We start from the raw sequence: 22,976 nt of genomic DNA, 5'->3' as shown, positions 1-22,976 counted from the left end.
TTCTTTATATATTTAATGTAGTCCAACTAAAATAATACTATTTGACTCAAATTTCTGTATTGTAAAATTAATGTTATATAAATATTTATACTTTATTTAAGTTCATTTTTGCTTTAATTTTAATTTTAAATATTAATTTCATAGGACTAAATATGAAAATTTCTTACGTTTTAGCATTTGCTTTAGTACCAAATTTAATGCTTGGTGCTGAGGAAACGATAGACTTGGCTCCGGTTACCGTTTCCGCAAAGATACAAAAGTCCGTTCTTGACGAACCGACAAAGGCTCAAATAGTAGGCAAAGGCGCGATATTAGAAAACGGCGACATCGCTAAATCGCTTTTAAATTTAAGCGGCTTTACGATGGAGCGCAAGGGCGGAGGCGGCAGCGAGGTTTATTACCGCTCGCAGACGGCGGCTAGGCTGCCGGTGCTAATCGACGGTAGCACGCTAAACGGCGGTTGCGGCATGCGTATGGATACGCCCATTACCTACATCTCGGCACAAAATTATAGCTCGGTTCGCATCGTAAAAGGCCCGCAAGACGTCAGATACGGCGCGCTCATTAGCGGCGGTATATTTTTCGATAGAGAGGATAGCAAGGCTGTATAAACCGAGCTTTGGAGGAAACGTAAGCGTGCTGGGCGGCAGTTTTAAGCGGTTTGAAACTACCGCGGACGTAGCGTCGGGCAACGAGCTGGGCAGCTTAGAAATTTCCGGCGGACACTACCAGAGCGACGATTATAAAAGCGGCGGCGGGCAGAAAATGCATACGCACTATAAACGCAACAGCGTCTCGCTCGTGGGTACGCTAATGCCCACAGATACTACAGCCTTGCAGTTAAGCGCGGATCTGGGCGAGGGCGAAGCAGCGTATGCTGACAGGATGAGGGACGGCGTGCAGTTTGACCGTAAGTCTTTCGGACTCAAATTTGAACAAGACGTCGGTGAGCACAAGATCAGGCTAAGTTCGTACTATCATCAAATCGATCACATAATGGACAACTTTACCATGCGTCCGGTGGTGCCGGGTGCAGGACTTGGCAAAGGATATAGCATCAGCCACCCGATACGCGATATGTACGGCTTTAAGCTAGAGGGCGAGTTAAATTTCGATAATCTAACCAGCTTCATCGGTGTAGGATACTCTGAAGATACGTTTAAATGGCGAGGCGCCGGAAATGGAATGAAGGGTGTAACAAAAGACAAAATGGGCGCCGCCATATCAAAGCCGCACGTAAAAGAGCGCAAGGTAACGTATAAAACGATATATACTCAAAACGAATACGTCCTTGAAAACGACTACGGGCTTTTTGGCGGACTTAGGCTAGACGTCGGCGAGAGAAAGCAATTACTAACGCATAAAAGTAGGAGCGAAAATTTATTCTCAGGCTTTTTTAGATACGAAAAATATCTGCAAAATTTAACGCTCTACGCAGGACTAGGTCACGCGCAAAGGTTACCGGATCACTGGGAAACGAATAAAGACGATAATCTCAAGCTAAATAAAGAAAGAAACACTCAGCTTGACTTTGGCACCGTGCTAAAAGATAAAAATTACGAGCTAAACGCGAATTTCTTTGTCTCGAAGATGGATGATTACATAATGATAAAATATAGTCCTATGGGCATGTCATCAAACGTATTTAATACCGATGCCTTACTATACGGCGGCGAGATTGAGGGCGATACGCTACTGGCCGATATATTTAGACTGGGGGCGGGCGTATCCTACGTCTACGGCAAGGTGACTAAAAACGCGGGCGGCCTAAAAGACGGCGACGCGCTGCCTAAGGTTTCTCCTCTAACGTTTAAACTAAGCGCCGGCCTAGAAAAGCCAGACTGGTTCGTCAAAGCCGATTTCTACGCTAACGCGTCGCAAAACCGCGCGCAAAAAGGCTACGGCGACGTGGGCGGTATGGATCTTGGCAAGAGCGATAGCTTCTGGACGCTAGGACTAAGCGCGGGCTATAAATATAAAAATTATCAATTCTTGCTAGCGGCGGAAAACCTAAACGACGCCAAATACGCCTATCATAATTCAAAAGGCGGCTACGGTGGCGGTATCGCAGGCTACGAGACTATCCCAAACGGCACGAGACTTTATGAGCCCGGCAGAAGCTTTTGGGCGAAATTTAAAGTGCATTTTTAGGGCGTAGCTCGGTTAATTCGGCATAGCTGTGAGGTTAGATTTTGCCTTAAAAGCTATGCCAAATTTGAGTATTTTTATTCTTAGCTTATAACAATACTCATGCTTACTACATTTACTTTTATGGATAAATTTAGAATCAAATTAAAGTCCATGTAACACCTAGCATAAAATAGCTTATTAAATTTTTAAAGCCAAAGGATGATTAAAATAGGGCTTTGTTAAATTTAAATTTCATATAGATTAAAAGCTTGACTGTAAAATCATAAAAATTTCGAAAGGAGAAGTATGAAAAAATTACTTGTAAAATCGAGCTTGGTTCTAGCTTTAGTAAGTTCAGCGGCACTAGCTCAAGGTGCATTTGTTGGTGGTGAAGGTGATTATTCGTTTAACTCAAAAATCAAAACAAAAAACATAGCAAGTAGTGAGAAAAATAACTTCAAAAAAGGTCACTATGGTCTTGGCTTTTATGGCGGTTATGATTTTGACAGCTATAGAGCTTATGGCGGTTATTATTATGACTTTAAAGCTAGAAAAAATGCTGGTGAATCAGATGCAAAATGGAGTAAGCATAAATTTTTAGGCGGCGTTGATTATACGCCAAATATCACTGAAAATTTTAAAGCCGTGCTTGGTGGATACACAGGTCTTGGCTACTTGAGCGTTAGAGAGAGATTTAATAACGAAACAAGTAAGAAAAATTTCAAAGGCTTGCTAGTTGGCGCAAAAGCGGGCGGTATCTACTCATTTGATGAGCATAACGCGATCGAGTTTGGCTTAAAAGCTGATAAGACTTTTTATAAGAAAAATAGCGGAGCTCAGCTAAGAGATACGACTATAGGAATTTATACAGGCTATACTTATAGATTCTAACATTTAGGCAAAGCTTAGGCTTTGCCTTATTTTAGGCTACTCTCTACCTTCAAGAAGTGGCACAAAAAGGCACTCATCTAAGTACTCTTTTTCTAAATTTCCATCTTTATCTTTTTTAAATTTAGCGATAAATTGCTTGTCATCTTTCTTCATTGGAGCTACTAAAATTCCACCATTTTTAAGCTGCTTAAATAAATTTGGCGAGATCTCATCAGCAGCTGCCGAGAGTAAGATACGATCAAACGGTGCGTAGCTTCGCCAGCCATTGTTGCCGTCATCATACCTTACGTGCACGTTTCTGATCTTTAATGCCTCGAAGCGTTTTTTCGCCTCCATGGCTAGTTTTTCTATACGTTCGACGCTAAAAATTCTATGTGCAAGCTTGCTTAAGATCGCTGCTTGATAGCCACTACCGCAGCCTATTTCTAGGATATTGTCCATATTTTCGCACTCTAGTGCCATTGTCATCTTTGCCACAGTTAGCGGTGAGCTGATCCACTGATTGCCCAGTATCGGCTGAGCGTCAAGTTTATAAGCATGTGCAGTGATTGGTACAAAAATTTCACGCTCAGTGGTAGCTATCGCATCGAACAAAAGCGGACTTAGTGTGATCTCATCGGCTATATCGCTAGCTAAATTTTGGCATTTTATCGCTTCTAGTTGGGTCAAAATTTATATCCTAAATAAAAATTAAATCGTTATTATACGATTTAAAACTTATCTTAAAATTTATAAAATCCCTAAATTTTTCTTTATCTGTGCGATCAAATTTGCGTCAAAAACCGCACTTTGCTCTAGAGTGCCATCTGGCAAAAATACCCCAGCACGTTCTAGATCAAGTGAGCTTGAGATCATGACGTAGCAGTTGTTTGCGATAGCTAGAGCCTTGCAAAGGCTAAGGTAGGCTTCCTCTCTGGCCTTGCCCCACATGGCTGGTACCATGATGATATTACAGCCTCTTAGCTTTGCCCAAAGCCTGCTATCGCGTAGTTCAAAACAGATTAGCACGCCAAGCTTTAGCCCTCTAAAGTCAAATGCATTTATCTCGTCCACATCGCCAGCGGCAAAAATTTCATGCTCTAAATTTGGCCTAAAAAGTTCGGCTTTAAATTGTGAATGAAAGACGTTATTTGAGTTAAGAAGCAAAAATTCATTATAAATTTTTGGTTGGTGCGGATTTATATTTGAAATTTGAGCGAGCCCTGCACTCTTGTTTAGGCTAGTAAGATGCGTAAAACCAAGAAATTTATCCGGGCTAAGTGCCTCTTGTAAGCGCTCAAGCAGCATCGCATCAAAGCTACCTATCATGCCACCAAGCATCGCTTTGTTTGCCCCAGCAAAAAAGCCGTCAAAGTCATATCCGCTGATGCAAAGCTCGCTTGCAAGTAGGAGTGAATTTTCGGGCGCAGCCTCAACTAAATTTGCAAGCTCTTCTAGCCGCTCGGTAGCACTTTTTGCCTTTAAAGTTAGGCTTATTAGGTTTAAATTTTTGCTCATCTATTTTCCAAATACAAATGTTATAGGTTTTTCATCATGGCAGTCTTTTGGAATTTTGCAGTTTATATCCGTGCCACCGATGTTTGGTGTAGCTTTTAAAATAACGCTTATGGCTGTGATTTTGTCATCGCGCTGTGAGAGTGGATCATTAAAAACCCAGACCTCGAAGCCAAGACCTCTAGCCTCATCATGTGAAACTACTCTTACCTCTTTTAGGTCTTTTGCTTCAAAGCCACACTGCTTGTTTATGCCAAGCATCACGTCATTTCCTAGAACGGATCCTAGCGGCGCGAAACTTGGTGCAATTTCGCCGTTTGGCATCTCTTGATAGACTTCCGCTTGGTTTGTCTCTTTTATCTTGACAAGCTTGTAGGCGTAGAAATTCTCGAGATTATTTTTATTTACTTGATCAATTATCCTTTGACTACTACTCGCACACCCCACAAAAAGCACGCAGGCAAGGGCTAAGATGCTATTTTTAAAAGTCATCAAAGCTGATACTTCCCTTGCTATAGTTTGTCACCTTTGCTTCAAAGAAATTTGACTTTTGGTCGTTAAATTTGGCAAAGTCATCGACCCATTTGATCGGGTGAGCGACGTTGTATTTGCGTTTTAGACCGATCGCAACTAGGCGCTGGTCGATGAGATAGTGGATGTACTGCTCGATGATATCGTCTGTAAAGCCCATTATTTGGTTTTGGGTGATGTATTTGCCCCATTTGATCTCTAAATTTCCAGCTTTTTCAAACATATCATAAATTTTTGCCTCAGTCTCAGGCGTGAAAAGGTCAGGCCTCTCTTTGCGAACTGAATTTATCATGTTTTGAAACAAAAGCAGGTGCGTGATCTCGTCGCGTTGGATGAAGCGTATCATCTGCGCTGAGCCTAGCATCTTGCCAGCACGTGCTAGAGCGTAGATCGCTGTAAAGCCGCTGTAAAAATAAATACCCTCTAAAATTTGGTTTGCCACCATCGCAAGAAGTAGTTTCTCATCAGTCACTTCGCCTGCAAGCTCCTCATAGACGCTTGAGATGTAGTCATTTTTCTCGCGCAAGACGTCGTCGTGTTTCTCCATCTCGTAGATGAGATCGGTGTTGTCACAGATCGCTTCGACCATGACAGCGTAAGACTTGCTGTGGTTTGCCTCTTCGTAGGCTTGGCGGCTTAGCACGGCGTTGATCTCTGGTGCGGTGATGTAAGGGTTGATGTTGTCAGCCAGGTTGTTTGTCTGGAAGCTATCCATCGAGATGAGCTGGCTCCAAACTAGGTCATACATGCGTTTTTCAGCCTCTGTGAGGTTGTAAGCGTAGTCACGCACGTCGTCTGTAGTGTCGACCTCTTTTGGAAACCATGTGTTTGCCTCCATGAGGTCCCAAAGCTTTAACGCCCACTCGTATTTTGCCTTGGTGAAATTTAAAATGCCGTGTGGGTTGCCGTTAAAGACTCTTCTGTCAGTCAAATTTTCATTTGAGCTTGGGTTGTAGATGCGTTTTCTGTTCATAAATTTCTCTCTTGTTTGTGGTAAAAATTTCTTAAAATCTTACCCAAAGCAAGGTAAAAATTTACTTTTATTTAGACGGCTTTGCTCCTTTTTATGGTCATCAAAAAGCCAGTTATTATTAGTAAAACTGCGATCACGCAAGAGATAGCAAAGACGATCTGACCGACCTCGCCAAACATCTCTCCAGTGTGCAGGCTAAGCACCTTGCGACCAGCCTTTTTTGCCTCTGGGATGCTCTCAGCCTTGCTAACAAGCTTGTTTTCTTTGATCTTGCCAGCGCTCGCGTCAAGCTTTAGTTTGCCCACTTGGCTCTCGCTAGTTTCGTAGTTTATGGTGTAGGTGCTTTGGTTGTTTTCAGGCACGTTTATCGTGAGCGATTTTAGCTCTAGCGTGACATTGTCTTTAAAAATTTGCTCCGCGGTCTCGATCTCTTTAAATTTCTCATCGCTTATTGGGATTAAATTTCTTTGAGGCATTGCTCTTTGCGCTTGGCTTGGTTTTAGCTCGAAAAATACGCTATTTACGCTGTTTCTGACCCAGCCATAAGACCAGTAAAGACCAGTTAGAGACATCACGACAAGTAGGATTGCCACGTAGGTGCCAAGGCTCGTGTGGAGGTTGTAAAAGCAGGCGTAGCCCTTTGCGTTTGTTTTGATCTTTAGCGAATTTAGCAAATTTCGCTTTATCGCTGGTGCGTAGAGGATGAGACCACTGATAGCAAGCAGAGCCATGATGATAGAGCTAATGGCAACTATTTGTTTGCCGATATTGGCTGGGACTTTGCTATCAAGCAGAGCAAGGCCTAGATTTCTATGTAGGCTTAGTATTATCATGCGAGTCTTTTCGCCCCAGTCCTCACTGATCACCTCGCCACTTCTTGGATCTATGAAGAAATTTAATTGCTTTTTATCCTTTGTAATGCTTATACGATAAGCTTCATTTGCTCCACCTATTTGTAAGCTTTCAAGCGTATCAAATTGAATCTCATTTTTTGCTTTAGCTAGGAGTTCATTTAAACTTAAATTTTCTTTTTCACTAGGAACTAGGTTTATAAAATTTTTATTTATCGCACTTTTAATCTCTTCTCTATAAGACGCAAATGGTGCTGAAAGAGTCATGAATATTAGCGGAATAGCCGCAATTAGCCCAATTATTAGGTGGATGTTGAAGATGATTTTTCCTCGTTTTAAAAACATTTTTTTCCTTTAAATTTTAATAGCGAATATTATTTTATTTTTTGTTAAGAGGAGATAAATTTGGTAAGAAATTTGCTATTTATTTTGGGCGATCGGTAAGAGATACTCAAAGGTTCTGATGACTGCGTTTAGATCCTTTTTATTTAGAGATTTAAATGGTTTTAGTAAGTAATAAAGTGGTTTAAATTTTATAATTAGCTGTAGTGAGCGCGCGTAAATTTCACTCCCTCCGGCTGCCAAATATTCGCTAATGACTTCGCTTGCAAACTCGTCTGAAATTTTAAAACGAAATAACTCATCTATAAAAACAAGCAGATCGCGACACTTTTGAAGCTCTAGGTCATGGCTAAAAAATTTTGACTCAAAGTCTAAAAATTTTATCTCATCATTTTTTATGGCAATGTCCCTAAGAGCCGGGCGTCCGTGCGCAAAATTTAATGCGTGAAGTCCAGCTAGCGCGTGGGCCGCTTTTAGTAGAATTTCATGTTTAAATTTTTCATCGTTGCTATACTTAAAAAGCCGAGAAATCGGTTCACCGACATCTTCTATCACGAAAAACTCAGTACTTTTTAGAATGAGTTTTGGGGCAGGAGCTTTGGCTTCGTTTAAAATTTCAAGTTTCTTTATTTCGTTGGTAAATGATTTATAAGGATTTGGCTTGAAAATTTTAGTTAAAAAACTACCTTCAATATTTTTTTCAATACGTTTTAACCAAAATTTTTGTCCATCAAATTCAAAGCTAAAGATACGATCATTGCCGTCACTATGACTTTTTAAAATTTCATTGACATATTGTTTTAAATTTTGCATATTTGTAATTTAGCGAAAGAAATCTGAATTTTTACATATATGTGGCGTAAATTTTAGTAAAAAGTAGTGAAAATATATTAAGCAAAAGAGATAGTAAAGCACTGGTGGAGTTAAGCGGGATCGAACCGCCGACCTCTTGAATGCCATTCAAGCGCTCTCCCAGCTGAGCTATAACCCCAAATAGATTTTGGCATTTTATCTTTTTATGGCTTACAATATTTTGAAATTCGTTTTAGTAAAATAAAATTTTAAGCAATTTTTGGATAATATTGCAAACTTTAACGCGGGAATAGCTCAGGGGTAGAGCACAACCTTGCCAAGGTTGGGGTCGCGAGTTCGAATCTCGTTTCCCGCTCCATTAACTTAGCCCGAGTGGCGGAATGGTAGACGCAAGGGACTTAAAATCCCTCGGTAGTTTTTACCGTACCGGTTCAAGTCCGGTCTCGGGCACCACGATATGGCGACATGGCCAAGTGGTAAGGCATGAGCCTGCAAAGCTTTGATCCCCGGTTCGAATCCGGGTGTCGCCTCCAAACTTCAAAAATAACTACTAAGGAATAACAGTGAGAAATTTACTTTTAGCAGTGTTTATAGCATTTTTTGTGGCTGGTTGTTCAAATACTTGGCATGGTGTAAAAGAAGATACTCATAATGCTAAAGAATGGACCAAAGAAAAGATAAATGATGGAGCTACATATATTAAAGAAAAAACAGAGTAAATTTTAGAGATTATAGTAAATTTTAAGCAAAGTTAGTTATAATCACAAATCTTTAATTCGGGAGATGGCTGAGCGGTCGAAAGCGGCGGTCTTGAAAACCGTTGAGGTGTGAAAGCCTCCTGGGGTTCGAATCCCTATCTCCCGGCCATCTATCTAATTCCTTGTATATTTTATAAAGCATTACCTAGATTTATCGTTCATAATGGCTATAAAAAAATTTCTATAAATATTCAGTCCAAAATTTACTAAAACTAAAAATAGTAGTAAATTTCTTATTCAAAGTAAGATATTCTAAGATAAGGAAAAGTTTAAGAGTTTTTATATTTTATTTTTGACTATCTTAAATTCTCAAAATAATATTTGTAGTAGCACATCCAAAATACATAATAGGTAGTAATCCTGTGTATAAATATATGTAAAATTAATAATATTGAATAAAGAATTTAAGACGAATCCAAAATAAGAATTTAAACTAAAGCAATCCATGAAAATAGTTTAAAGTTAAAGTGGCGGCTATGTTTTATGTAGTCTAGGTTTTATTTATATTTAATAGATAAAAGTACAACAGACAAAAAATAAACTACTTGCTAATAAATATTTTTTTGAAATATTATTTTGAGAGAATATCTAGCCACATAAAAGTAGCTAGATAAGGAAAAATTTCTAAAAATTTTAGATTTTTAAAAGCTCGGCTTCTTTTTCTTTTACAAGAGTATCGATTTTTGCAGTGTAGGTGTCAGTTATCTTTTGAACCTCATCTTGACCTTTTTTGCTCTCGTCTTCTGTTATAGCCTTGTCTTTTTCAAGCTTTTTGACCTCGTCATTTGCGTCTTTTCTCACGTTTCTGATGCTAACTTTGGCCTTTTCGCCCATAGCTTTTGCGTGTTTTGCATTTTCTTGGCGTTGCTCGACGGTCATCGGTGGGAAAAATAGCTTAACGCTCTCGCCGTCGCTATTTGGATTGACGCCGATATTTGCAGCTTGGATGGCTGATGAGATCGCTTTTATCATGCTCTTTTCCCAAGGAGTGATAGCGATAGTTGAAGCGTCACTTGTAAGCACGGTGGCTACTTGGTTAAGCGGAGTTGGCGAGCCATAATAATCAACCATGACGTTATCTAGGATGTTGATATTTACTTTGCCAGTTCTTAGCGTTGTAAAATCGCGCTTTAAAGAAGCGATCGCCTTTTCGCAACCCTCTTTTTGGGTATCGTAAATTTTATTTAGCATTGGTGTCCTTTATTAGAAGTTTTGTGCTTCTGTGATGATCTACTTTTAGCGACATTAACACTTTGCGCTTATCAAGTGGTGGGTTAAATTTACACTCAAAAACGCCATTTGTCATAGGTACTTTTCTAAAGCCGTCAAAGCCAGTCATGAAAAAACTACCTTCACTGGCGTTTGTATCAGTTTTTATAATGAGTTTATCTATTGCATTATTTTGTGGATAGCTATCCGGAAATATCCACTGGGCATTTAGAAATTTACTATTAAAAGTTAGTGCTATTTTTGTACCGTTCATTACGGGCGTTCTGTAAAGATCGTAAACGTCGCTTTTATCTGAAACTGCGCCTGAGTTTTGATTTAAAAGTGCTAAAAAGCCAAATTCCTTTGCAAGAGCAACCACTCTACTATCGATCTCGCCGTAAGGCACTGCGAAGTATTTTGGCTTATAGCCCATGTGTTTTTCAAAGGTTTCAACGCCCTTTTGAAAATCCTCTCTTAATGCCTCATCGCTAAGCTTCGTCATCCTTGGATGAGCGTACGAGTGGTACCCAATCTCGCCATAAGCCTCAAGTTCTTTAATCTGATCAAAATCCAAATAATCGCCATATTTATTTGCACTGGCTTCCACATAAAGCATTAGTGCAAATGGATAGTTATACTCTTTAAATACACTAAGGGCCTTGTTATAGAAACTTTTATAACCATCATCTACAGTGATGACGATCCAGTTATCAGGTATTTTTTCGCCAGCATTTACAGCATCGACTAGCTTTGAGAGCTTAACGACTTCATAGCCATTATTTTTGAAATATTCAAACTGCTCTCTTAAATTTTTAATAGAAATATCAGTGCTTGTATGTCTTGGATCATCAAAGCGATGATAGACTAAAATATGAGCGTCTGCTAAAGCAAATGTTAGCGTCAAGAATGACGCTAAAAGTGTTTTTATCATTGTTATTTTGCTGGAGTTTGTGGTGCACTAGGAGCTGATGGTACGTCGGTTGACTTTGGTATGACTAGAGATTTACTATCGACGCTATCAACGATAGAGCGTTTTAGATCTTTATTGTAGAAGTATCCAAGTGCAAGTGTATTTAAGATAAATAAAATACCTACGATAAAAGTAAATTTAGCTAAAAATCCAGCTGGTCCTTTTGCTCCAAAAAGACTCTCGTTACTTCCGCTATATGCCCCAAGTCCAATAGATGAGCTTTTTTGAAGTAAAACAGCGATAGTTATGATGACAGCTAGAGCAAACTGTAAGATCAAAAATATTAAACTCACGAAATTTCCTTTAAATTTTTAAAAATAATTGGTTGCGATTATACAAGAAAAGATTTAAATTTTTAGTTAAAGTTCTTTTTCAAGCTCATAAAGCTCGTATCTTATGCTTTTAAAAAGCTCGGCTTGTTCTAAATTTATGAGCTTAAAGCACTCTTCAAGCACGCGAGCACTCTCCTGAGCGCGCTTAAAATTTGCAGTGATTATCTCATCTAAATTTTCTCTAGCTTGCTCGCTTTTTGTGCTAGTTTTTAAAACGTCGTTTTGAGAATTTCTAAATTTTAAAAATTCTTTTTGCGGGATCTTTGCCTTGTGGCGGAGGGATTTTATCTTATAGGCGAGCTTGGCGTCATCAAAGACATATCTTTTCATATCTTCAACAACGCGAAGCCCTTCTTTTAGCCTATTTAGATTCGCATCTATTACTCGGTAGATGCGCTCATCTTTAGTCGTTTCTATTAAAAATTCCTAAAATTTGTAGTAATGATGTAAATAGATTTACAAAATCAAGATACAAAGCAACTGCGCCTTCAACTGGAGTTTCGTAGTTTCCACGGATAATATTTTGCGTATCAAAAAGTATATATGCGCTAAATAGGATCGATGAAATACTTGCGATTACAAGTTGGAACATTGTACTTTTAACAAAAATATTGATAATAGCTGCTGCAACGATAACAATTAAGGTTATGAACAACATTTTACCCATTGTTGTAAAGTCACGTTTTGTATTCATTGCAAAGACACTTAATGCACCAAAAGCAACTGTTGTTAGTCCAAATGCTTGAGCTACAATACCAGCTCCACTTGGCATGGCAAGGATCGCTGAAAGTAGCGGAGTTAACGTAAGACCACTTATGAAAGTAAACGCAAATAGAAGTATTAAATTTAATCCCTCTTTACGTTTAGCTGCCATTAAGCCAAAAAGTAGTGCAAACTCGACTATAACAAGTCCCCAAAACAAAAATCTATTTGCCGCAAAAACGCCAGCGATGCTAATACCTACATAAGCGCCAGCTGTTGCTGAAAGTAGTGATGCTGCAAAAAGTTGATAAGTTTGTTTTATAAAAGTACTTAGTGAGCTTTGAGAGTACGCAAGTTCTTCTTGATTTTGTTTTGCGTAGTTCCTATCATACAGACTCATTTTATCTCCTTATGAATTTTTGAATGAGTTTAGCCTAAAATAATTAAACAATGAATAAAAAGAATTTTAACAAATTATATTAGTTAAAAATTTATATGTTAAAGTATTTTTTAGATTAAATAAAAGTTGCTATAATCGCGTAAAAATATAAAAAATGGAGATAAATTTCTATGGATGACTCGCTACTTGAAGGTGCGGTAAAATTTATGGAAGATGGCTTTTTGGAGCATGAAGAGCTCTTTAAAAGTCTACAAAATAGACAAGACCCACATACCCTTTTTATATCCTGTGTTGATTCAAGAGTAGTACCGAATTTGATAACAAACTGCCTCCCAGGCGAGCTTTTTATGGTGCGAAATATTGCAAACATCGTGCCACCTTATAGAGTGAGCGAAGAATTTTTGGCAACGACTTCGGCTATCGAATATGCATTAGAGCTTTTAAATATCAAAAATATCATTATTTGCGGGCACTCTGATTGTGGTGGATGTGCAGCGCTTTATATGGATGAAAAAAAGCTCAAAACTACGCCAAATGTTAGAAATTGGATAAAGCTAATAGAGCCGATCAAACGAGAAGTGCTTAAATTTACAAGCGACGATCCAGCAAAGATGGCGTGGCTAACTGAGAGATTAAATGTGATAAATTCGATCGAAAATATAATGACCTATCCAAATGTAAAAGAGGAGTATGAAAAAGGAAATCTTCAAATTTATGGCTGGCACTACATTATAGAAACCGGTGAAATTTTCAGCTACGATTTAAAAGAGGGCACATTCAAACTTTTAGCAGATAAAAGAGGTGAAAATGCGTAAAATTTTAACTATCATCTTGCTCTCATTTGTAATGCTTTTTGGTGCTGAAAATAATAAAACACAAGAAGAAAATATACTAAGCCTAACAAATCAAATTTTAACTTTAAACAACCAAATCCAAATCATAAAAGCACAGCAAAAAGATACAAACTCAACAAAAGCTGATAATTCAAATTTAGCTGGACTTCAAAAGAAAAAAAATGACCTTTTGGAAAAAATTCCACTATATGTTATGCAGATTGAAGTAACTCAAAACGATATTGATAAATTTATTTTGCAAAAAAATAATTTAGAAAAAAAAGTAGCTAGATTAGAAAAGCAATTAAATAAAGATGCTTACGTTCAAAGTGCTATTGAGCTTGAGAAAATGAAGATAGATTATGCATACTTCTCAGCTTTAATTAATCTTGAAGAGATATTTAAAAAAGGTGCTAAAGCAAACTCTATAAAAGAGGTGATAGATAACGGACTTTTAAATCTACAAACAAATTCTTACGTCAGCATAAAAGAGCTAAAAGATTCGCTAAATGAGACTTCAAGCTCTTACGATAACGCATTTGCCGAGCTTGATCTAAAAAAAGAGACTGATGAGGAAATTTTAATCTATCTTAAAAACAATGCCGATCTTCTAAGTTCAAGCATGATCTTATCAGAGCTAAATTTAGTCGATACGGTCGAATATATAAATAAGCTAACTTCTATAAATTCGGCAAAATTTAACGTTGGCAAGATCGTAGTTATAATCGCAGTATTTTTATTTTTTGTCTCACTTACAAGAATTCTTGCCAAACTCACATACTGGCTTATGTCACTTATTGCATCAGGCGAAGGCGTAAAGGAAGCAAAGGATCAGATAGTAGATATCGTTAAAAAGCCTATCTCTGCACTTCTTATCATTTATGCACTAAATATTTGTATAGGTGTTGGCTTTTATCCAGTACCAGTGCCACTAACTCTAGCAAATATATTCTCGATCGTCTATATAGTCGCATTTTCATGGCTTGTTTTAACTATCCTAAATGGTTATGGCATAGTAATAATCGATAAAATTGCACAAAAGAGTAGACGAAAAGAGGTCGTAAATTTAGTTTTAAAAGTAGTCTACGTAATTGTATTAATAATCGCACTTTTACTAATTCTTCAAAAGCTTGGCTTTGATATATCAGCGCTCATAGCTTCACTTGGTATCGGTGGTCTTGCTGTTGCATTTGCTGCAAAAGACATCATCGCAAACTTCTTTGCTTCTGTTATGATGCTCTTTGATAACTCATTTTCGCAAGGAGATTGGATAGTTTGTGGTGATATAGAGGGTACTGTTGTTGAGGTTGGCTTTAGAAAGACGACTATTAGAAGTTTTGATAATGCTTTAATCTTTGTGCCAAACTCAAAACTAGCAAGTGATCCTGTTAGAAACTGGAGTAGAAGAAAAGTCGGTAGACGTATCAGAATGCTAATTGGCATTGAGTATGGAGCGACAACTGATGAGATTAAAAAATGTGTAGATGACATAAAAACTATGTTGATAAATCATCCAGATATTGCCAAAAGTGAGGATATAACAGCAAAGAAAAAAGGGCTAAAATATAGACAAAGTATAGTTTCGGTTGATGATTATGCTGGATATAAATCAAATTTATTTGTCGTGGTTGATGATTTTGCAGATAGCTCGATAAATATCTTAGTTTATTGTTTTGCAAAGACTATCGTTTGGGGAGAATTTTTAGATGTCAAGCAAGATGTAATGCTAAAGATTATGGATATTTTAAAGCAAAATGGTCTAAATTTCGCATTCCCAAGCCAAAGCTTGTATATTGAAAGTGTCAAAGATAAAATTTAAGGAGAAAACAATGAGTGATGAATTTGACTATGAAGAAGTAGAAGAAGACTACTCTGAATTTAATGACGATGAGGACGATAGTAGCGATAGTTATGACTATAATTACGATGAAAATGACTACAACTACGAAGATAGTGATGAGGATGAAGATAGTTACGACTCTTATTAAAAATACTTAATGAAATTTAATGGAATAAATTTACAGGGAGTTTTGTTTGACACACGATTTTGTAGATCAAAGTAGTTATAAAGCGATTGATGATATCTATAAAACGATATTAGACGTTATGATGGTTGCAAATGCACTATCATTGTTGCTTTTTATGATCATAGCTACACCACTACTTTTTATGTGCTTATTTTTTATAGCAGCTGGAATATTGCTTAGAATAAAATTTGACATAAAATATAGAGTATTAATATCCCTAGCATTTCACCTAAATATCATATTGCTTGTTACTATTATTGTTACTACTATGGGTTGGAATACTGGAATTTGGATAATACTTGTTGGTGTAATTTTTATAAACTACTTCCTAGCGTTTGATTCAAAGAGCCTTACTTATATAATGGCATTTTTAGAACTAATCTTGCTTATACTTCTTTATTTTATTCATAAAGATGAGGCGCCGCTGATCCCATCAGCTATACGAGGGACGATAGTTATATGCAGCATTATTTTTGCTTTTTTTATTGTTTTAAGACTTTCAATGTTTGCAGATATCATCACTTCTAGTGGATATCAGCAAATAAGAAAAGAGACGGAAGAGCTTGAAAAGGACTCAAAGCATGATTTTTTAACGCAGCTTTTAAATAGAAGAACAATAGAAAAAACTTTAAGATTTGAACTAATTGCCAACAAGGAAAGAAGTGGTAATACAAATTTAGTCATAATGCTAGGCGATATTGATAATTTTAAAAAAATAAACGATACATACGGGCATGACTGCGGTGATGAGGTCTTAAAAGATGTAGCCAGTGCCTTGAAGAAATCATTTAGAGGTAAAGACTATGTTTGCCGCTGGGGCGGAGAAGAATTTTTGATAATCTTGCCCGATACAAAGATAGAATTTATCCATGAAGTGAGCAAAAGGCTTAAAAAACAGATAAACAACGCAAAACTTCCAGATAAAACTCCAGTTACTATGACCTTTGGCATGCTAATATGTGCAAATGGTGTTGAGGTGGATTTTGAGCAAGCCATAACTTTAGTAGACAAGCTGCTTTATGAAGGCAAGCTAAATGGCAAAGACCGCATCGAATTAGAAATTTTAAAAAAGGGCTCGGATGCGTAGAATTTCACTCTATACGGCTCAAAAAATTATCATATTTTCAATATTATTAACTCACGTCTGTTATTTTTTTATTTTTTTATTTATGAAAGAAGAAATTCTAGCGGTTACGAATGTATTTTCAGTAGCAACCTATCTTTTTCTTTTAAGGCTTATCTACGATAGCCCTGAAAATAACAAGATAACAATGCTTATAGTCCAGCTTGAAATTTTATTTCATGCATTAGTTTGTATGCTGACACTTGGATGGGGATATGGATTTGGATTATTGTTTTTAGCGTCGTCGCTAATACTGTTTTTTACTTCATTTACCTATAAATTTTTTAACTACATAATAGTTGTAGTGCAAATAATTTTATCCATAGCCTGCTATGTATATTTAGATGGCCAGCCTGTAAAAGATTTTGATGGCTTTAAAGATCTACTTTTCGTTTTTAACTTAAGTATGGTTTGTGTGTTTTCGGTTGTTGTTTCGTACCTTTTGGAGAGCTCAAATTTATTTATATTTTTAAGTATCTTAGAGGAAAAAGAGATGGCTGAAAATATCTTAAATCACGATCCATTAACAGGACTTTTAAATCGTACTTCGATGCAGAAAATTTTAAGTCAAAATGATCTTTATAAAAATAGGGACTTTGCTATCGTTATGTGCGATATTGATAACTTTAAAAAGATAAACGATACCTATGGACACGGTGCAGGAGATGCTGTTTTAAAAAGCTTATCGGGCATATTTAAAAATACATTTAGAGATAAAGATAGAGTAGCTAGATTTGGCGGAGAAGAATTTTTAGCAGTTGTCTTGAGTGTAAAAAAAGATGCGGCTGTAAGTATCGTAGAGCGTGTCAGAGAGACTTTGAGTAAAAATATAGTTGAGTTTGAAAACATAAAAATCAATGCAACAATGACTTTTGGAGTAGTTGCTCATGATGGTACGGGAGAATTTAGCTTAGAAAAGATGATAAAACAAGCTGATAATCTACTTTATGCTGGTAAGCGAAGTGGTAAAAATATCGTTATGAGTGCGGATTACGACCCAAAAGCATAAATTTAGAGGCAAGAGCCTCTAAATTTTAATGTCCATACATTATGTTTGGCAACCAAAGAGAAATTTGTGGTATATAAGTAACCAAGATAAGGCCAAAGAATAAAGTAAGTGTCCACGGCAAGCACGCCATGATGACCTCTTTTAAGTTCATATTTGTAAGACCGCTTGCGACAAATAAATTTAGTCCAACAGGCGGAGTCACCATACCTATCTCCATATTTACAACCAAGATAATGCCAAAATGTATCGGATCTATGCCAAGTTGCGTTGAAATTGGAAGCAAAAGTGGCACCATGATCATGATAACGCTTGAAGGCTCCATGAACTGACCCATGATAAAGAGCAGGATATTTACAAATATCAAGAAGCCTATCATACCAATATTTGCGTCAAGTATCATCGAAGCGATCGCTTGAGGGATCTGCTCGCTAGTTAGCAAATATGCAAAAACAACGGCGTTTGCGATGATGAAAAATATCATAGCTGTTGTAAGGGCTGAGTCTAGGCAGATATCCCAAAGATCTTTTACCTTTATATCTCTATAGATAAAAAGTGAGATAAATAGCGCATAGACCGCACTTGCCGCTGCAGCTTCAGTCGGAGTGAATATACCTCCATAAATTCCGCCAATAACCACGACAACGATCAAAAGCGCCCAAAATGCTTTGGCAAATTTCTGCACTCTTACTTTAAATGGCTCAGCCTTAGTCGCTTTAAAGCCAAGCTTTTTTGCGCCAACATAGGTTTGAACGAGCATAAAAGCGCCGAGCATAAGACCGGGTACAACGCCTGCCATAAAAAGCTTACCGATACTAACCTCAGCAGTTACGCCATAAACTATCATAACAACTGAAGGCGGGATCAAAATTCCAAGCGAGCCGGCCGTTGTTATGCCGCCCACCGCGTACTCTTTTGGATAGCCAGCCTCTTTTATTGCCGCAAACATAATTGAGCCAATAGCTACAACCGTCGCAGGTGAGCTTCCAGAGACCGCTGCAAAGATGATGCAGGCAAATATCGCACTCATAGGCAAGCCACCTGGCAAGTGTCCGACCATAGACTTTGCAAAGTCGATGATACGTCTTGCTGAGCCGCCTTTGCTTAGTAAATTTCCGGCCAAGATAAACATCGGTATCGCCATTAGCGAAAATTTATTGATACCATCGAAAATTAGCTGCGGGATCGTAGCGATGTCTATATCTGTAAAAAATATCATCGTTAAAACGGTGCTAGTTCCCAGCGAAACAGCCACAGGCACGCCTATTAGCATTAGCGCAAAAAGTAGGATAAATAAAAATGCTATTGTCATCTTTTTTCTCCTTAATCTTTGACTACGCTACCATGAGCTAGCTCGTGCGCTTCGTTACTCACAACGTTTTCAGCAGGCGTTAGAGCTACTTTTATGGCTTTTTCAGTAGAGCGGTAGCTAGCTGTAACGAAGGCTATTGGAAGTACTACCATAGGTACCCATTGTGGTATGCCAAGGTCTATTATCATCTGCTCGATCTCGTGAAGAATTTGTAGATAATCAATCGAATAGACTGCGATAAATAACAAAAATACAGTGGTTAGCACATGAGAGAAGATTAAACATGCTTTTGCAAGGGCTGGTGGAAATTTTTCCACCAAAATAGTTACACTGACGTGAATGCCCTTGTTAAAGCCATACGCTGCGGCAAAAAACGCTGACCAGATAAAAAGATAGTTTGATAGCTCGCTCGCCCAAGACCAGCTTTTATCGAAAAAATATCTAGCCATAACATTTGCAAAGGCTAGCAATGTTCCACTTGCGAGCCCAACTACTGCGATAGTTTTATTTAGTGAGGCTATCGCTATATCAAGGACATTAAAAAAGCTCTTCATTATTTTGTCCCAAGAGTCTTTTCTATGAGGTCTTTACCGATAACATCATAAAATTTAGGATAGATTGACTGCATAACCTTCTGCCACTCAGCCTTTTGTGCGTCATCGATCTTATAAATTTCTAGTTTTTTACTAGCAGCGATGTATTTTTCAAGCTCAGCTATGACGTGAGCGTCCTCTTTTGCTGTCTCTTCTCTCTCGAAAGCTGTTGCTTCGCTTAGAGCTTGTTTTACATTTGCTTTTAGATCATCTGGTAGCTTGCTCCAAAATTTATCACTCATAACGACTAAATAGCCCAAATATCCGTGACTTGAAAGTGTAAGCGAGCTTTGAACTTCGTGAAATTTTGAGTTATAGAAATTTGAAAGTGGGTTTTCTGTCGCATCAACTACGCCTTGTTGAAGTGCAGAGTAAACCTCTGAAAATGGCAGAACTTGTGGGTTGCCACCAACTACTTTAATTTGTTCTTCAAGTACCTTTGAGCTTTGGATTCTAAATTTTTGTCCTTTTGCATCTTCTGGCACAAGAACTGGTTTTTTGCTTGAGCTAAAATGTTTAAATCCAGCATCCCAATAATCAAGTGCCACAAAGCCTTTTTTTGTAACAAGGGCTTTTAGCTCCTCGCCGACCTCGCCGTCTTGGACCTTATGAAGGTGTTCTGCGTCTTTAAAGATGAAAGGTAGGTCAAATAGCTGAAACTGCGGCACAATAGGCGTAAATTTTGAAAAACTTGGAGCTGCCATTTGAACATTGCCAAGCTTTAACGCACCAAAAACTCTATCGTCGTCAAGTAGCTGCGCTGATGGAAAGACTTGAACTTTTAATTTACCGCCACTTAGCTCCTCAGCACGTTTAGCAAAAAAGTCAGCTGCCTTGCCTTTTGGTGTAGAAGCTGCAACAACGTGAGCAAATTTGATCGTATAGACCTTGTCTGCACCAAATGCTAAGCCACTGATGGCACAAGTAAAAAGTAAAGCTTGTAAGAATTTCATCTTTTATCCTTTGTAATGGTTTTGTTAAACGCATTATAAATTTTAAAAATAAAAATTTAGAAATTTTGTTTCGTAAATTCACAGCTATTTATTTTTATATGTGTATTTTAGTAACAATTGTACTCTTAAAAGCTAATTTATATTTTCAAAAAATTTTTATAATTTTTCGATAACTAAACTTTTAAAGTATATTTGTTACTTTTTTACACATAAAATTTATTTTATTTTTACTTTTAATAAATTTTTGAGTCCATTTAAACAAATGTATGGGGTATTTTGCTCTAAATTTTTCTTTTCTATAAGTTTAAAAGTCAGTCAAAAAAATGTAAGTTTAGTCTTGCTTAAATTTAGCCTATATTTTATGGCTAAATTTAAAAGATTTTTATTTATTAATTTTTTATGGCTATAATACGAAACAACAAATTTTATTATTAAGGAATTATTATGTTTGAACTTAGAAAACTTCCATTTGATGCAAATAGTAATGCAGTAGTTAGCGCAAAAACCTGTGAATACCACTACGGCAAGCATCATGCAACTTACGTAGTAAATTTAAACAATCTCATAAAAGATACAAAATTTGCCAACGCATCTTTTTATGAAATTCTAACAAATAGCGAAGGTGGGCTTTACAACAATGTCGCTCAAGTTTATAACCACGACTTTTACTGGGACTGCATCGCTAAAAAAAGTGAGATGTCAAGCGAGCTAAAAGCTGCAATCGAAGCAAATTTTGCTAATTTTAAAGAGGAATTTTTAAAAGCAGCTACAACGCTTTTTGGCTCAGGCTGGGCGTGGCTTGTATTTGATCCAAGCAGCAAAAAGCTAGAGATCGTACAAACTAGCAATGCAAAAACTCCAGTGAGTGACGGCAAAGTGCCACTTTTAGTCGTTGATGTTTGGGAACACGCTTACTACATCGACAACTTCAACGCTCGCCCAAAATACCTAGAGACATTTTATGAGAACATAAACTGGGAATTTGTAAGCCAAGCTTACGAGTGGGCGCAAAAAGAGGGCCTTGGCTCAGTCGAGTTTTACACAAAAGAACTTCACAAATAATATCTGGCGGGGTTTCCCGCCTTTAAATTTCTACTTTTATCTAAATTTTTAAAATCATCAAATTTATCAGCAAAAACTATCTTGTTTTAAAAGAAAGTGTAACATCAAAAATGGCTCAAAATTTTGTTTTAGCAAACAATTTCTCTTAAAATTAAAACCAGCATAAGCTATCTTAACTTCAAATTTCTGCTTTGTTGAAAATTTTAAACCACTGCTAAATTTTATAAGCCATGGGTATAGAATTTATCACTTCAAAAAGGTACAAATTGCTCGCTTTAATCTACTATATCGTGATTGAGAGAGGTTATATACTTAAATTTAAGCAAGCAAATAAAAACTAGTGTAGGCCATTTTGTCTTTAAATTTATTAGCAAAACTTGATTTGATATTTAAAAATGTTGGGGCAATGTTCACTGTTTCAAAAATGCCCCGAGCTGTATTAATTAGGCAAGGGTAGCTTAAATTTCAAAGCCACCCAGCCAAATTTACTCAATTTATCTTTTTGAAGTGTATAAATTTATACCATTTTGTAAGCGTTTTAGCCCCTCAAGCACTCTGGCTCTTTGGGTTGCTATATTCATACGAAGGAAAAATCTATCTCCCCTGTAAGCATTGCCGTCATTTAGCCATAGTCCAGCTTTATCACGCAAGAAATTCATAAAGTCGCTCGAATCCTCGCAAAACGCGCTGCAATCAAGCCATAAAAGATAAGTCGCATTTGAAGGCAGAAGTTTTACTGGCAAATTTTGCTCTTTTATGAAATTTATAACGATTTTTTTGTTTTCAAAAAGATAATCTCTAAGCTCATCAAGCCATGTTTGACTATCGTTAAATGCCGCTATTGTCGCAGTTATCGCAAATGCGTTTGCTTCACCTATCTCATCATAATTTACAGCTGCATTTATTCTGGCACGTATTTGCTCATTTGGCGTGATGATGGCTGAGCTTTGAAGTCCTGCGATATTAAAGGCCTTTGTAGGTGAGATGCATGTGATCGAGTTATTTTTACACTCTTCGCTAACGCTGATAAATGGCACGTAGCTTAGACCAGGATCAGTTATGTCGCAGTGGATCTCATCGCTGATAACCAAAACATCGTGCTTATAGCAAAGCTCGCCTATTTTTTTAAGCGTCTCTTTGTCCCAAATTTTTCCTATTGGATTGTGAGGATTGCAAAGGAGCATCATAGTTGTTAGTGGTTGAGCTAGCTTTGCCTCAAGGTCTTCAAAATCAATCTCATAAGAGCCATCTTTATAGACAAGGTCGTTTGATAAAATTTCACGACCATTATTTTTGATGCAGTTAAAAAATACGTGATAGACGGGAGCTTGAACTAAAATTTGATCTCCTGGATTGCTAAATCTTCTAATCGCAGTAGAAATCGCTGGTATAACACCAGTGCAAAAGCACATCCAATCGTTTTCAAAGCTAACATCATGACGCCTTTTCCACCAGCCTTTAATCGCTTCATTCCACTCTTTTGGGATAAATGAGTAGCCAAAGACGCCATTATCAAGACGCTTTTGTAGGGCATTTAAAATTTCAGGTGCAGCCTTAAAATCCATATCAGCAACCCACATTGGCAAAACATCGTTTTTCATTCGCCATTTTGATGAGTTAGTGCCATCTCTACTAATAAGCGTATCAAAATCGTACTTCATAGCTTTTCCT

Annotated in this window: 25 protein-coding genes and 5 tRNA genes; 14 read left to right on the top strand and 16 right to left on the bottom strand. The window is 37.3% G+C overall.

Translation table 11 applies throughout. From position 1 onward, the window contains the following. The first annotated feature begins 152 nt into the window (after positions 1 to 152). From CVT05_RS09320 to CVT05_RS04105, 3 genes are all read left to right on the top strand, one after another. Positions 153 to 611 (top strand): TonB-dependent receptor plug domain-containing protein, encoded by a 459-nt coding sequence (locus CVT05_RS09320; protein ID WP_199906733.1) that lies wholly within the window; start codon positions 153 to 155, stop codon positions 609 to 611. Positions 612 to 636: 25 nt separating this feature from the next. After that, positions 637 to 2,151 (top strand): TonB-dependent receptor domain-containing protein, encoded by a 1,515-nt coding sequence (locus CVT05_RS04110; protein ID WP_199906732.1) that lies wholly within the window; start codon positions 637 to 639, stop codon positions 2,149 to 2,151. A 285-nt stretch (positions 2,152 to 2,436) separates the two neighbouring features. Then, positions 2,437 to 3,021 (top strand): hypothetical protein, encoded by a 585-nt coding sequence (locus CVT05_RS04105; RefSeq protein WP_107697913.1) that lies wholly within the window; start codon positions 2,437 to 2,439, stop codon positions 3,019 to 3,021. Positions 3,022 to 3,057: 36 nt separating this feature from the next. On the opposite strand, the gene CVT05_RS04100 is transcribed toward CVT05_RS04105, so the two are convergent. The 7 genes from CVT05_RS04100 to CVT05_RS04070 form a co-directional block, all read right to left on the bottom strand. Next, the gene (locus CVT05_RS04100) at positions 3,058 to 3,690 is read right to left on the bottom strand and encodes a protein-L-isoaspartate(D-aspartate) O-methyltransferase (RefSeq protein WP_103579928.1); all 633 of its coding nucleotides are present in this window, start codon (positions 3,688 to 3,690) and stop codon (positions 3,058 to 3,060) included. A 60-nt stretch (positions 3,691 to 3,750) separates the two neighbouring features. Beyond that, complete coding sequence (locus CVT05_RS04095) at positions 3,751 to 4,518, bottom strand: carbon-nitrogen hydrolase family protein (RefSeq protein ID WP_107697912.1); 768 nt, start codon at positions 4,516 to 4,518, stop codon at positions 3,751 to 3,753. Further along, complete coding sequence (locus tag CVT05_RS04090) at positions 4,519 to 5,007, bottom strand: hypothetical protein (protein ID WP_107697911.1); 489 nt, start codon at positions 5,005 to 5,007, stop codon at positions 4,519 to 4,521. Further along, entirely contained in the window at positions 4,997 to 6,019 is a 1,023-nt protein-coding gene (locus CVT05_RS04085) for a ribonucleotide-diphosphate reductase subunit beta (protein ID WP_009494790.1), read from the bottom strand. The genes CVT05_RS04090 and CVT05_RS04085 overlap by 11 nt, the downstream gene beginning before the upstream one ends. 71 nt (positions 6,020 to 6,090) lie before the next feature. Next, positions 6,091 to 7,215: a PepSY-associated TM helix domain-containing protein gene (locus tag CVT05_RS04080; protein ID WP_107697910.1), complete on the bottom strand. Its 1,125-nt coding sequence runs from the start codon at positions 7,213 to 7,215 to the stop codon at positions 6,091 to 6,093. Between the two features lie 75 nt (positions 7,216 to 7,290). After that, complete coding sequence (locus CVT05_RS04075) at positions 7,291 to 8,025, bottom strand: spore coat protein (protein WP_107697909.1); 735 nt, start codon at positions 8,023 to 8,025, stop codon at positions 7,291 to 7,293. 102 nt (positions 8,026 to 8,127) lie between these two features. Continuing rightward, positions 8,128 to 8,203, bottom strand: a tRNA-Ala gene (locus tag CVT05_RS04070). A 105-nt stretch (positions 8,204 to 8,308) separates the two neighbouring features. Between CVT05_RS04070 and CVT05_RS04065 the strand changes: the two genes are divergently transcribed. From CVT05_RS04065 to CVT05_RS04050, 5 genes are all read left to right on the top strand, one after another. After that, positions 8,309 to 8,383: transfer RNA gene (locus CVT05_RS04065), tRNA-Gly, on the top strand. Positions 8,384 to 8,391: 8 nt separating this feature from the next. After that, positions 8,392 to 8,478, top strand: a tRNA-Leu gene (locus CVT05_RS04060). Between the two features lie 6 nt (positions 8,479 to 8,484). Further along, positions 8,485 to 8,558: transfer RNA gene (locus tag CVT05_RS04055), tRNA-Cys, on the top strand. Between the two features lie 30 nt (positions 8,559 to 8,588). After that, complete coding sequence (locus tag CVT05_RS09315; protein WP_187422162.1) at positions 8,589 to 8,744, top strand: hypothetical protein; 156 nt, start codon at positions 8,589 to 8,591, stop codon at positions 8,742 to 8,744. A gap of 58 nt (positions 8,745 to 8,802) precedes the next feature. After that, a tRNA-Ser gene (locus CVT05_RS04050) sits at positions 8,803 to 8,892 on the top strand. A gap of 524 nt (positions 8,893 to 9,416) precedes the next feature. Here the strand turns inward: CVT05_RS04050 and frr are convergent. The 5 genes from frr to CVT05_RS04025 form a co-directional block, all read right to left on the bottom strand. Then, positions 9,417 to 9,974, bottom strand: coding sequence for a ribosome recycling factor (gene frr / locus CVT05_RS04045; RefSeq protein ID WP_002941557.1), 558 nt, complete (start codon positions 9,972 to 9,974; stop codon positions 9,417 to 9,419). Then, entirely contained in the window at positions 9,964 to 10,923 is a 960-nt protein-coding gene (locus tag CVT05_RS04040) for a polysaccharide deacetylase family protein (RefSeq protein WP_107697908.1), read from the bottom strand. The genes frr and CVT05_RS04040 overlap by 11 nt, the downstream gene beginning before the upstream one ends. Before the next feature lie 2 nt (positions 10,924 to 10,925). Next, positions 10,926 to 11,255: a preprotein translocase subunit SecG gene (gene secG / locus CVT05_RS04035; RefSeq protein WP_087577410.1), complete on the bottom strand. Its 330-nt coding sequence runs from the start codon at positions 11,253 to 11,255 to the stop codon at positions 10,926 to 10,928. Positions 11,256 to 11,321: 66 nt separating this feature from the next. Next, complete coding sequence (locus CVT05_RS04030; RefSeq protein ID WP_087580439.1) at positions 11,322 to 11,711, bottom strand: thiamine-phosphate pyrophosphorylase; 390 nt, start codon at positions 11,709 to 11,711, stop codon at positions 11,322 to 11,324. Then, the gene (locus CVT05_RS04025; RefSeq protein WP_084109905.1) at positions 11,698 to 12,396 is read right to left on the bottom strand and encodes a Bax inhibitor-1/YccA family protein; all 699 of its coding nucleotides are present in this window, start codon (positions 12,394 to 12,396) and stop codon (positions 11,698 to 11,700) included. The genes CVT05_RS04030 and CVT05_RS04025 overlap by 14 nt, the downstream gene beginning before the upstream one ends. Before the next feature lie 170 nt (positions 12,397 to 12,566). Here CVT05_RS04025 and CVT05_RS04020 point away from each other — a divergent pair, with 170 nt between their 5' ends. Genes CVT05_RS04020 through CVT05_RS04005 form a run of 5 tightly spaced genes read left to right on the top strand, consistent with a single transcriptional unit; the run spans position 12,567 to position 17,388 of the window. Beyond that, on the top strand, positions 12,567 to 13,211 hold the full coding sequence (locus tag CVT05_RS04020) for a carbonic anhydrase (RefSeq protein ID WP_103618982.1): 645 nt from the start codon (positions 12,567 to 12,569) through the stop codon (positions 13,209 to 13,211). After that, positions 13,204 to 15,048 (top strand): mechanosensitive ion channel domain-containing protein, encoded by a 1,845-nt coding sequence (locus CVT05_RS04015; RefSeq protein WP_107697907.1) that lies wholly within the window; start codon positions 13,204 to 13,206, stop codon positions 15,046 to 15,048. Before CVT05_RS04020 ends, CVT05_RS04015 begins: the two co-directional genes overlap by 8 nt. 10 nt (positions 15,049 to 15,058) lie before the next feature. Then, entirely contained in the window at positions 15,059 to 15,217 is a 159-nt protein-coding gene (locus CVT05_RS09310) for a hypothetical protein (RefSeq protein WP_180997316.1), read from the top strand. 46 nt (positions 15,218 to 15,263) lie between these two features. Next, positions 15,264 to 16,343, top strand: coding sequence for a GGDEF domain-containing protein (locus CVT05_RS04010; RefSeq protein WP_234400539.1), 1,080 nt, complete (start codon positions 15,264 to 15,266; stop codon positions 16,341 to 16,343). Beyond that, the gene (locus CVT05_RS04005) at positions 16,336 to 17,388 is read left to right on the top strand and encodes a GGDEF domain-containing protein (RefSeq protein ID WP_107697906.1); all 1,053 of its coding nucleotides are present in this window, start codon (positions 16,336 to 16,338) and stop codon (positions 17,386 to 17,388) included. Before CVT05_RS04010 ends, CVT05_RS04005 begins: the two co-directional genes overlap by 8 nt. Before the next feature lie 25 nt (positions 17,389 to 17,413). Here the strand turns inward: CVT05_RS04005 and CVT05_RS04000 are convergent, their stop codons facing one another. From CVT05_RS04000 to CVT05_RS03990, 3 genes are read right to left on the bottom strand one after another with little or no spacing between them, the layout of a single operon-like run. Then, on the bottom strand, positions 17,414 to 18,697 hold the full coding sequence (locus CVT05_RS04000) for a TRAP transporter large permease (RefSeq protein ID WP_107697905.1): 1,284 nt from the start codon (positions 18,695 to 18,697) through the stop codon (positions 17,414 to 17,416). Between the two features lie 11 nt (positions 18,698 to 18,708). Then, positions 18,709 to 19,251 carry a TRAP transporter small permease gene (locus CVT05_RS03995; protein WP_084041037.1) on the bottom strand — a complete coding sequence of 181 codons (543 nt, stop codon included), beginning with the start codon at positions 19,249 to 19,251 and terminating at the stop codon, positions 18,709 to 18,711. Next, positions 19,251 to 20,243 carry a DctP family TRAP transporter solute-binding subunit gene (locus CVT05_RS03990; protein WP_087577416.1) on the bottom strand — a complete coding sequence of 331 codons (993 nt, stop codon included), beginning with the start codon at positions 20,241 to 20,243 and terminating at the stop codon, positions 19,251 to 19,253. Before CVT05_RS03990 ends, CVT05_RS03995 begins: the two co-directional genes overlap by 1 nt. A gap of 444 nt (positions 20,244 to 20,687) precedes the next feature. Here CVT05_RS03990 and sodB point away from each other — a divergent pair, with 444 nt between their 5' ends. Continuing rightward, complete coding sequence (gene sodB, locus CVT05_RS03985; RefSeq protein WP_107697904.1) at positions 20,688 to 21,305, top strand: superoxide dismutase [Fe]; 618 nt, start codon at positions 20,688 to 20,690, stop codon at positions 21,303 to 21,305. A 494-nt stretch (positions 21,306 to 21,799) separates the two neighbouring features. Here the strand turns inward: sodB and CVT05_RS03980 are convergent, their stop codons facing one another. Then, positions 21,800 to 22,966: a MalY/PatB family protein gene (locus CVT05_RS03980; RefSeq protein ID WP_107697903.1), complete on the bottom strand. Its 1,167-nt coding sequence runs from the start codon at positions 22,964 to 22,966 to the stop codon at positions 21,800 to 21,802. Positions 22,967 to 22,976: the final 10 nt, after the last annotated feature.

The organism is Campylobacter concisus (genome assembly GCF_003049705.1).
Lineage (GTDB): Bacteria > Campylobacterota > Campylobacteria > Campylobacterales > Campylobacteraceae > Campylobacter_A > Campylobacter_A concisus_AR.
Note: the sequence above shows the minus strand (reverse complement) of the source record. Positions and strands in the feature narration are given on the sequence as shown.

Excerpts from the sequence above, each read along its gene's own strand:
- CVT05_RS09320 (WP_199906733.1), top strand. The coding sequence starts at position 153 with ATGAAAATTTCTTACGTTTTAGCATTTGCTTTAGTACCAAATTTAATG.
- CVT05_RS04105 (WP_107697913.1), top strand. The coding sequence starts at position 2,437 with ATGAAAAAATTACTTGTAAAATCGAGCTTGGTTCTAGCTTTAGTAAGT.
- CVT05_RS04095 (WP_107697912.1), bottom strand. The coding sequence starts at position 4,518 with ATGAGCAAAAATTTAAACCTAATAAGCCTAACTTTAAAGGCAAAAAGT.
- CVT05_RS04090 (WP_107697911.1), bottom strand. The coding sequence starts at position 5,007 with ATGACTTTTAAAAATAGCATCTTAGCCCTTGCCTGCGTGCTTTTTGTG.
- CVT05_RS04085 (WP_009494790.1), bottom strand. The coding sequence starts at position 6,019 with ATGAACAGAAAACGCATCTACAACCCAAGCTCAAATGAAAATTTGACT.
- CVT05_RS04080 (WP_107697910.1), bottom strand. The coding sequence starts at position 7,215 with ATGTTTTTAAAACGAGGAAAAATCATCTTCAACATCCACCTAATAATT.
- CVT05_RS04075 (WP_107697909.1), bottom strand. The coding sequence starts at position 8,025 with ATGCAAAATTTAAAACAATATGTCAATGAAATTTTAAAAAGTCATAGT.
- frr (WP_002941557.1), bottom strand. The coding sequence starts at position 9,974 with ATGCTAAATAAAATTTACGATACCCAAAAAGAGGGTTGCGAAAAGGCG.
- CVT05_RS04040 (WP_107697908.1), bottom strand. The coding sequence starts at position 10,923 with ATGATAAAAACACTTTTAGCGTCATTCTTGACGCTAACATTTGCTTTA.
- CVT05_RS04025 (WP_084109905.1), bottom strand. The coding sequence starts at position 12,396 with ATGAGTCTGTATGATAGGAACTACGCAAAACAAAATCAAGAAGAACTT.
- CVT05_RS04020 (WP_103618982.1), top strand. The coding sequence starts at position 12,567 with ATGGATGACTCGCTACTTGAAGGTGCGGTAAAATTTATGGAAGATGGC.
- CVT05_RS04015 (WP_107697907.1), top strand. The coding sequence starts at position 13,204 with ATGCGTAAAATTTTAACTATCATCTTGCTCTCATTTGTAATGCTTTTT.
- CVT05_RS09310 (WP_180997316.1), top strand. The coding sequence starts at position 15,059 with ATGAGTGATGAATTTGACTATGAAGAAGTAGAAGAAGACTACTCTGAA.
- CVT05_RS04005 (WP_107697906.1), top strand. The coding sequence starts at position 16,336 with ATGCGTAGAATTTCACTCTATACGGCTCAAAAAATTATCATATTTTCA.
- CVT05_RS04000 (WP_107697905.1), bottom strand. The coding sequence starts at position 18,697 with ATGACAATAGCATTTTTATTTATCCTACTTTTTGCGCTAATGCTAATA.
- CVT05_RS03995 (WP_084041037.1), bottom strand. The coding sequence starts at position 19,251 with ATGAAGAGCTTTTTTAATGTCCTTGATATAGCGATAGCCTCACTAAAT.
- CVT05_RS03990 (WP_087577416.1), bottom strand. The coding sequence starts at position 20,243 with ATGAAATTCTTACAAGCTTTACTTTTTACTTGTGCCATCAGTGGCTTA.
- sodB (WP_107697904.1), top strand. The coding sequence starts at position 20,688 with ATGTTTGAACTTAGAAAACTTCCATTTGATGCAAATAGTAATGCAGTA.
- CVT05_RS03980 (WP_107697903.1), bottom strand. The coding sequence starts at position 22,966 with ATGAAGTACGATTTTGATACGCTTATTAGTAGAGATGGCACTAACTCA.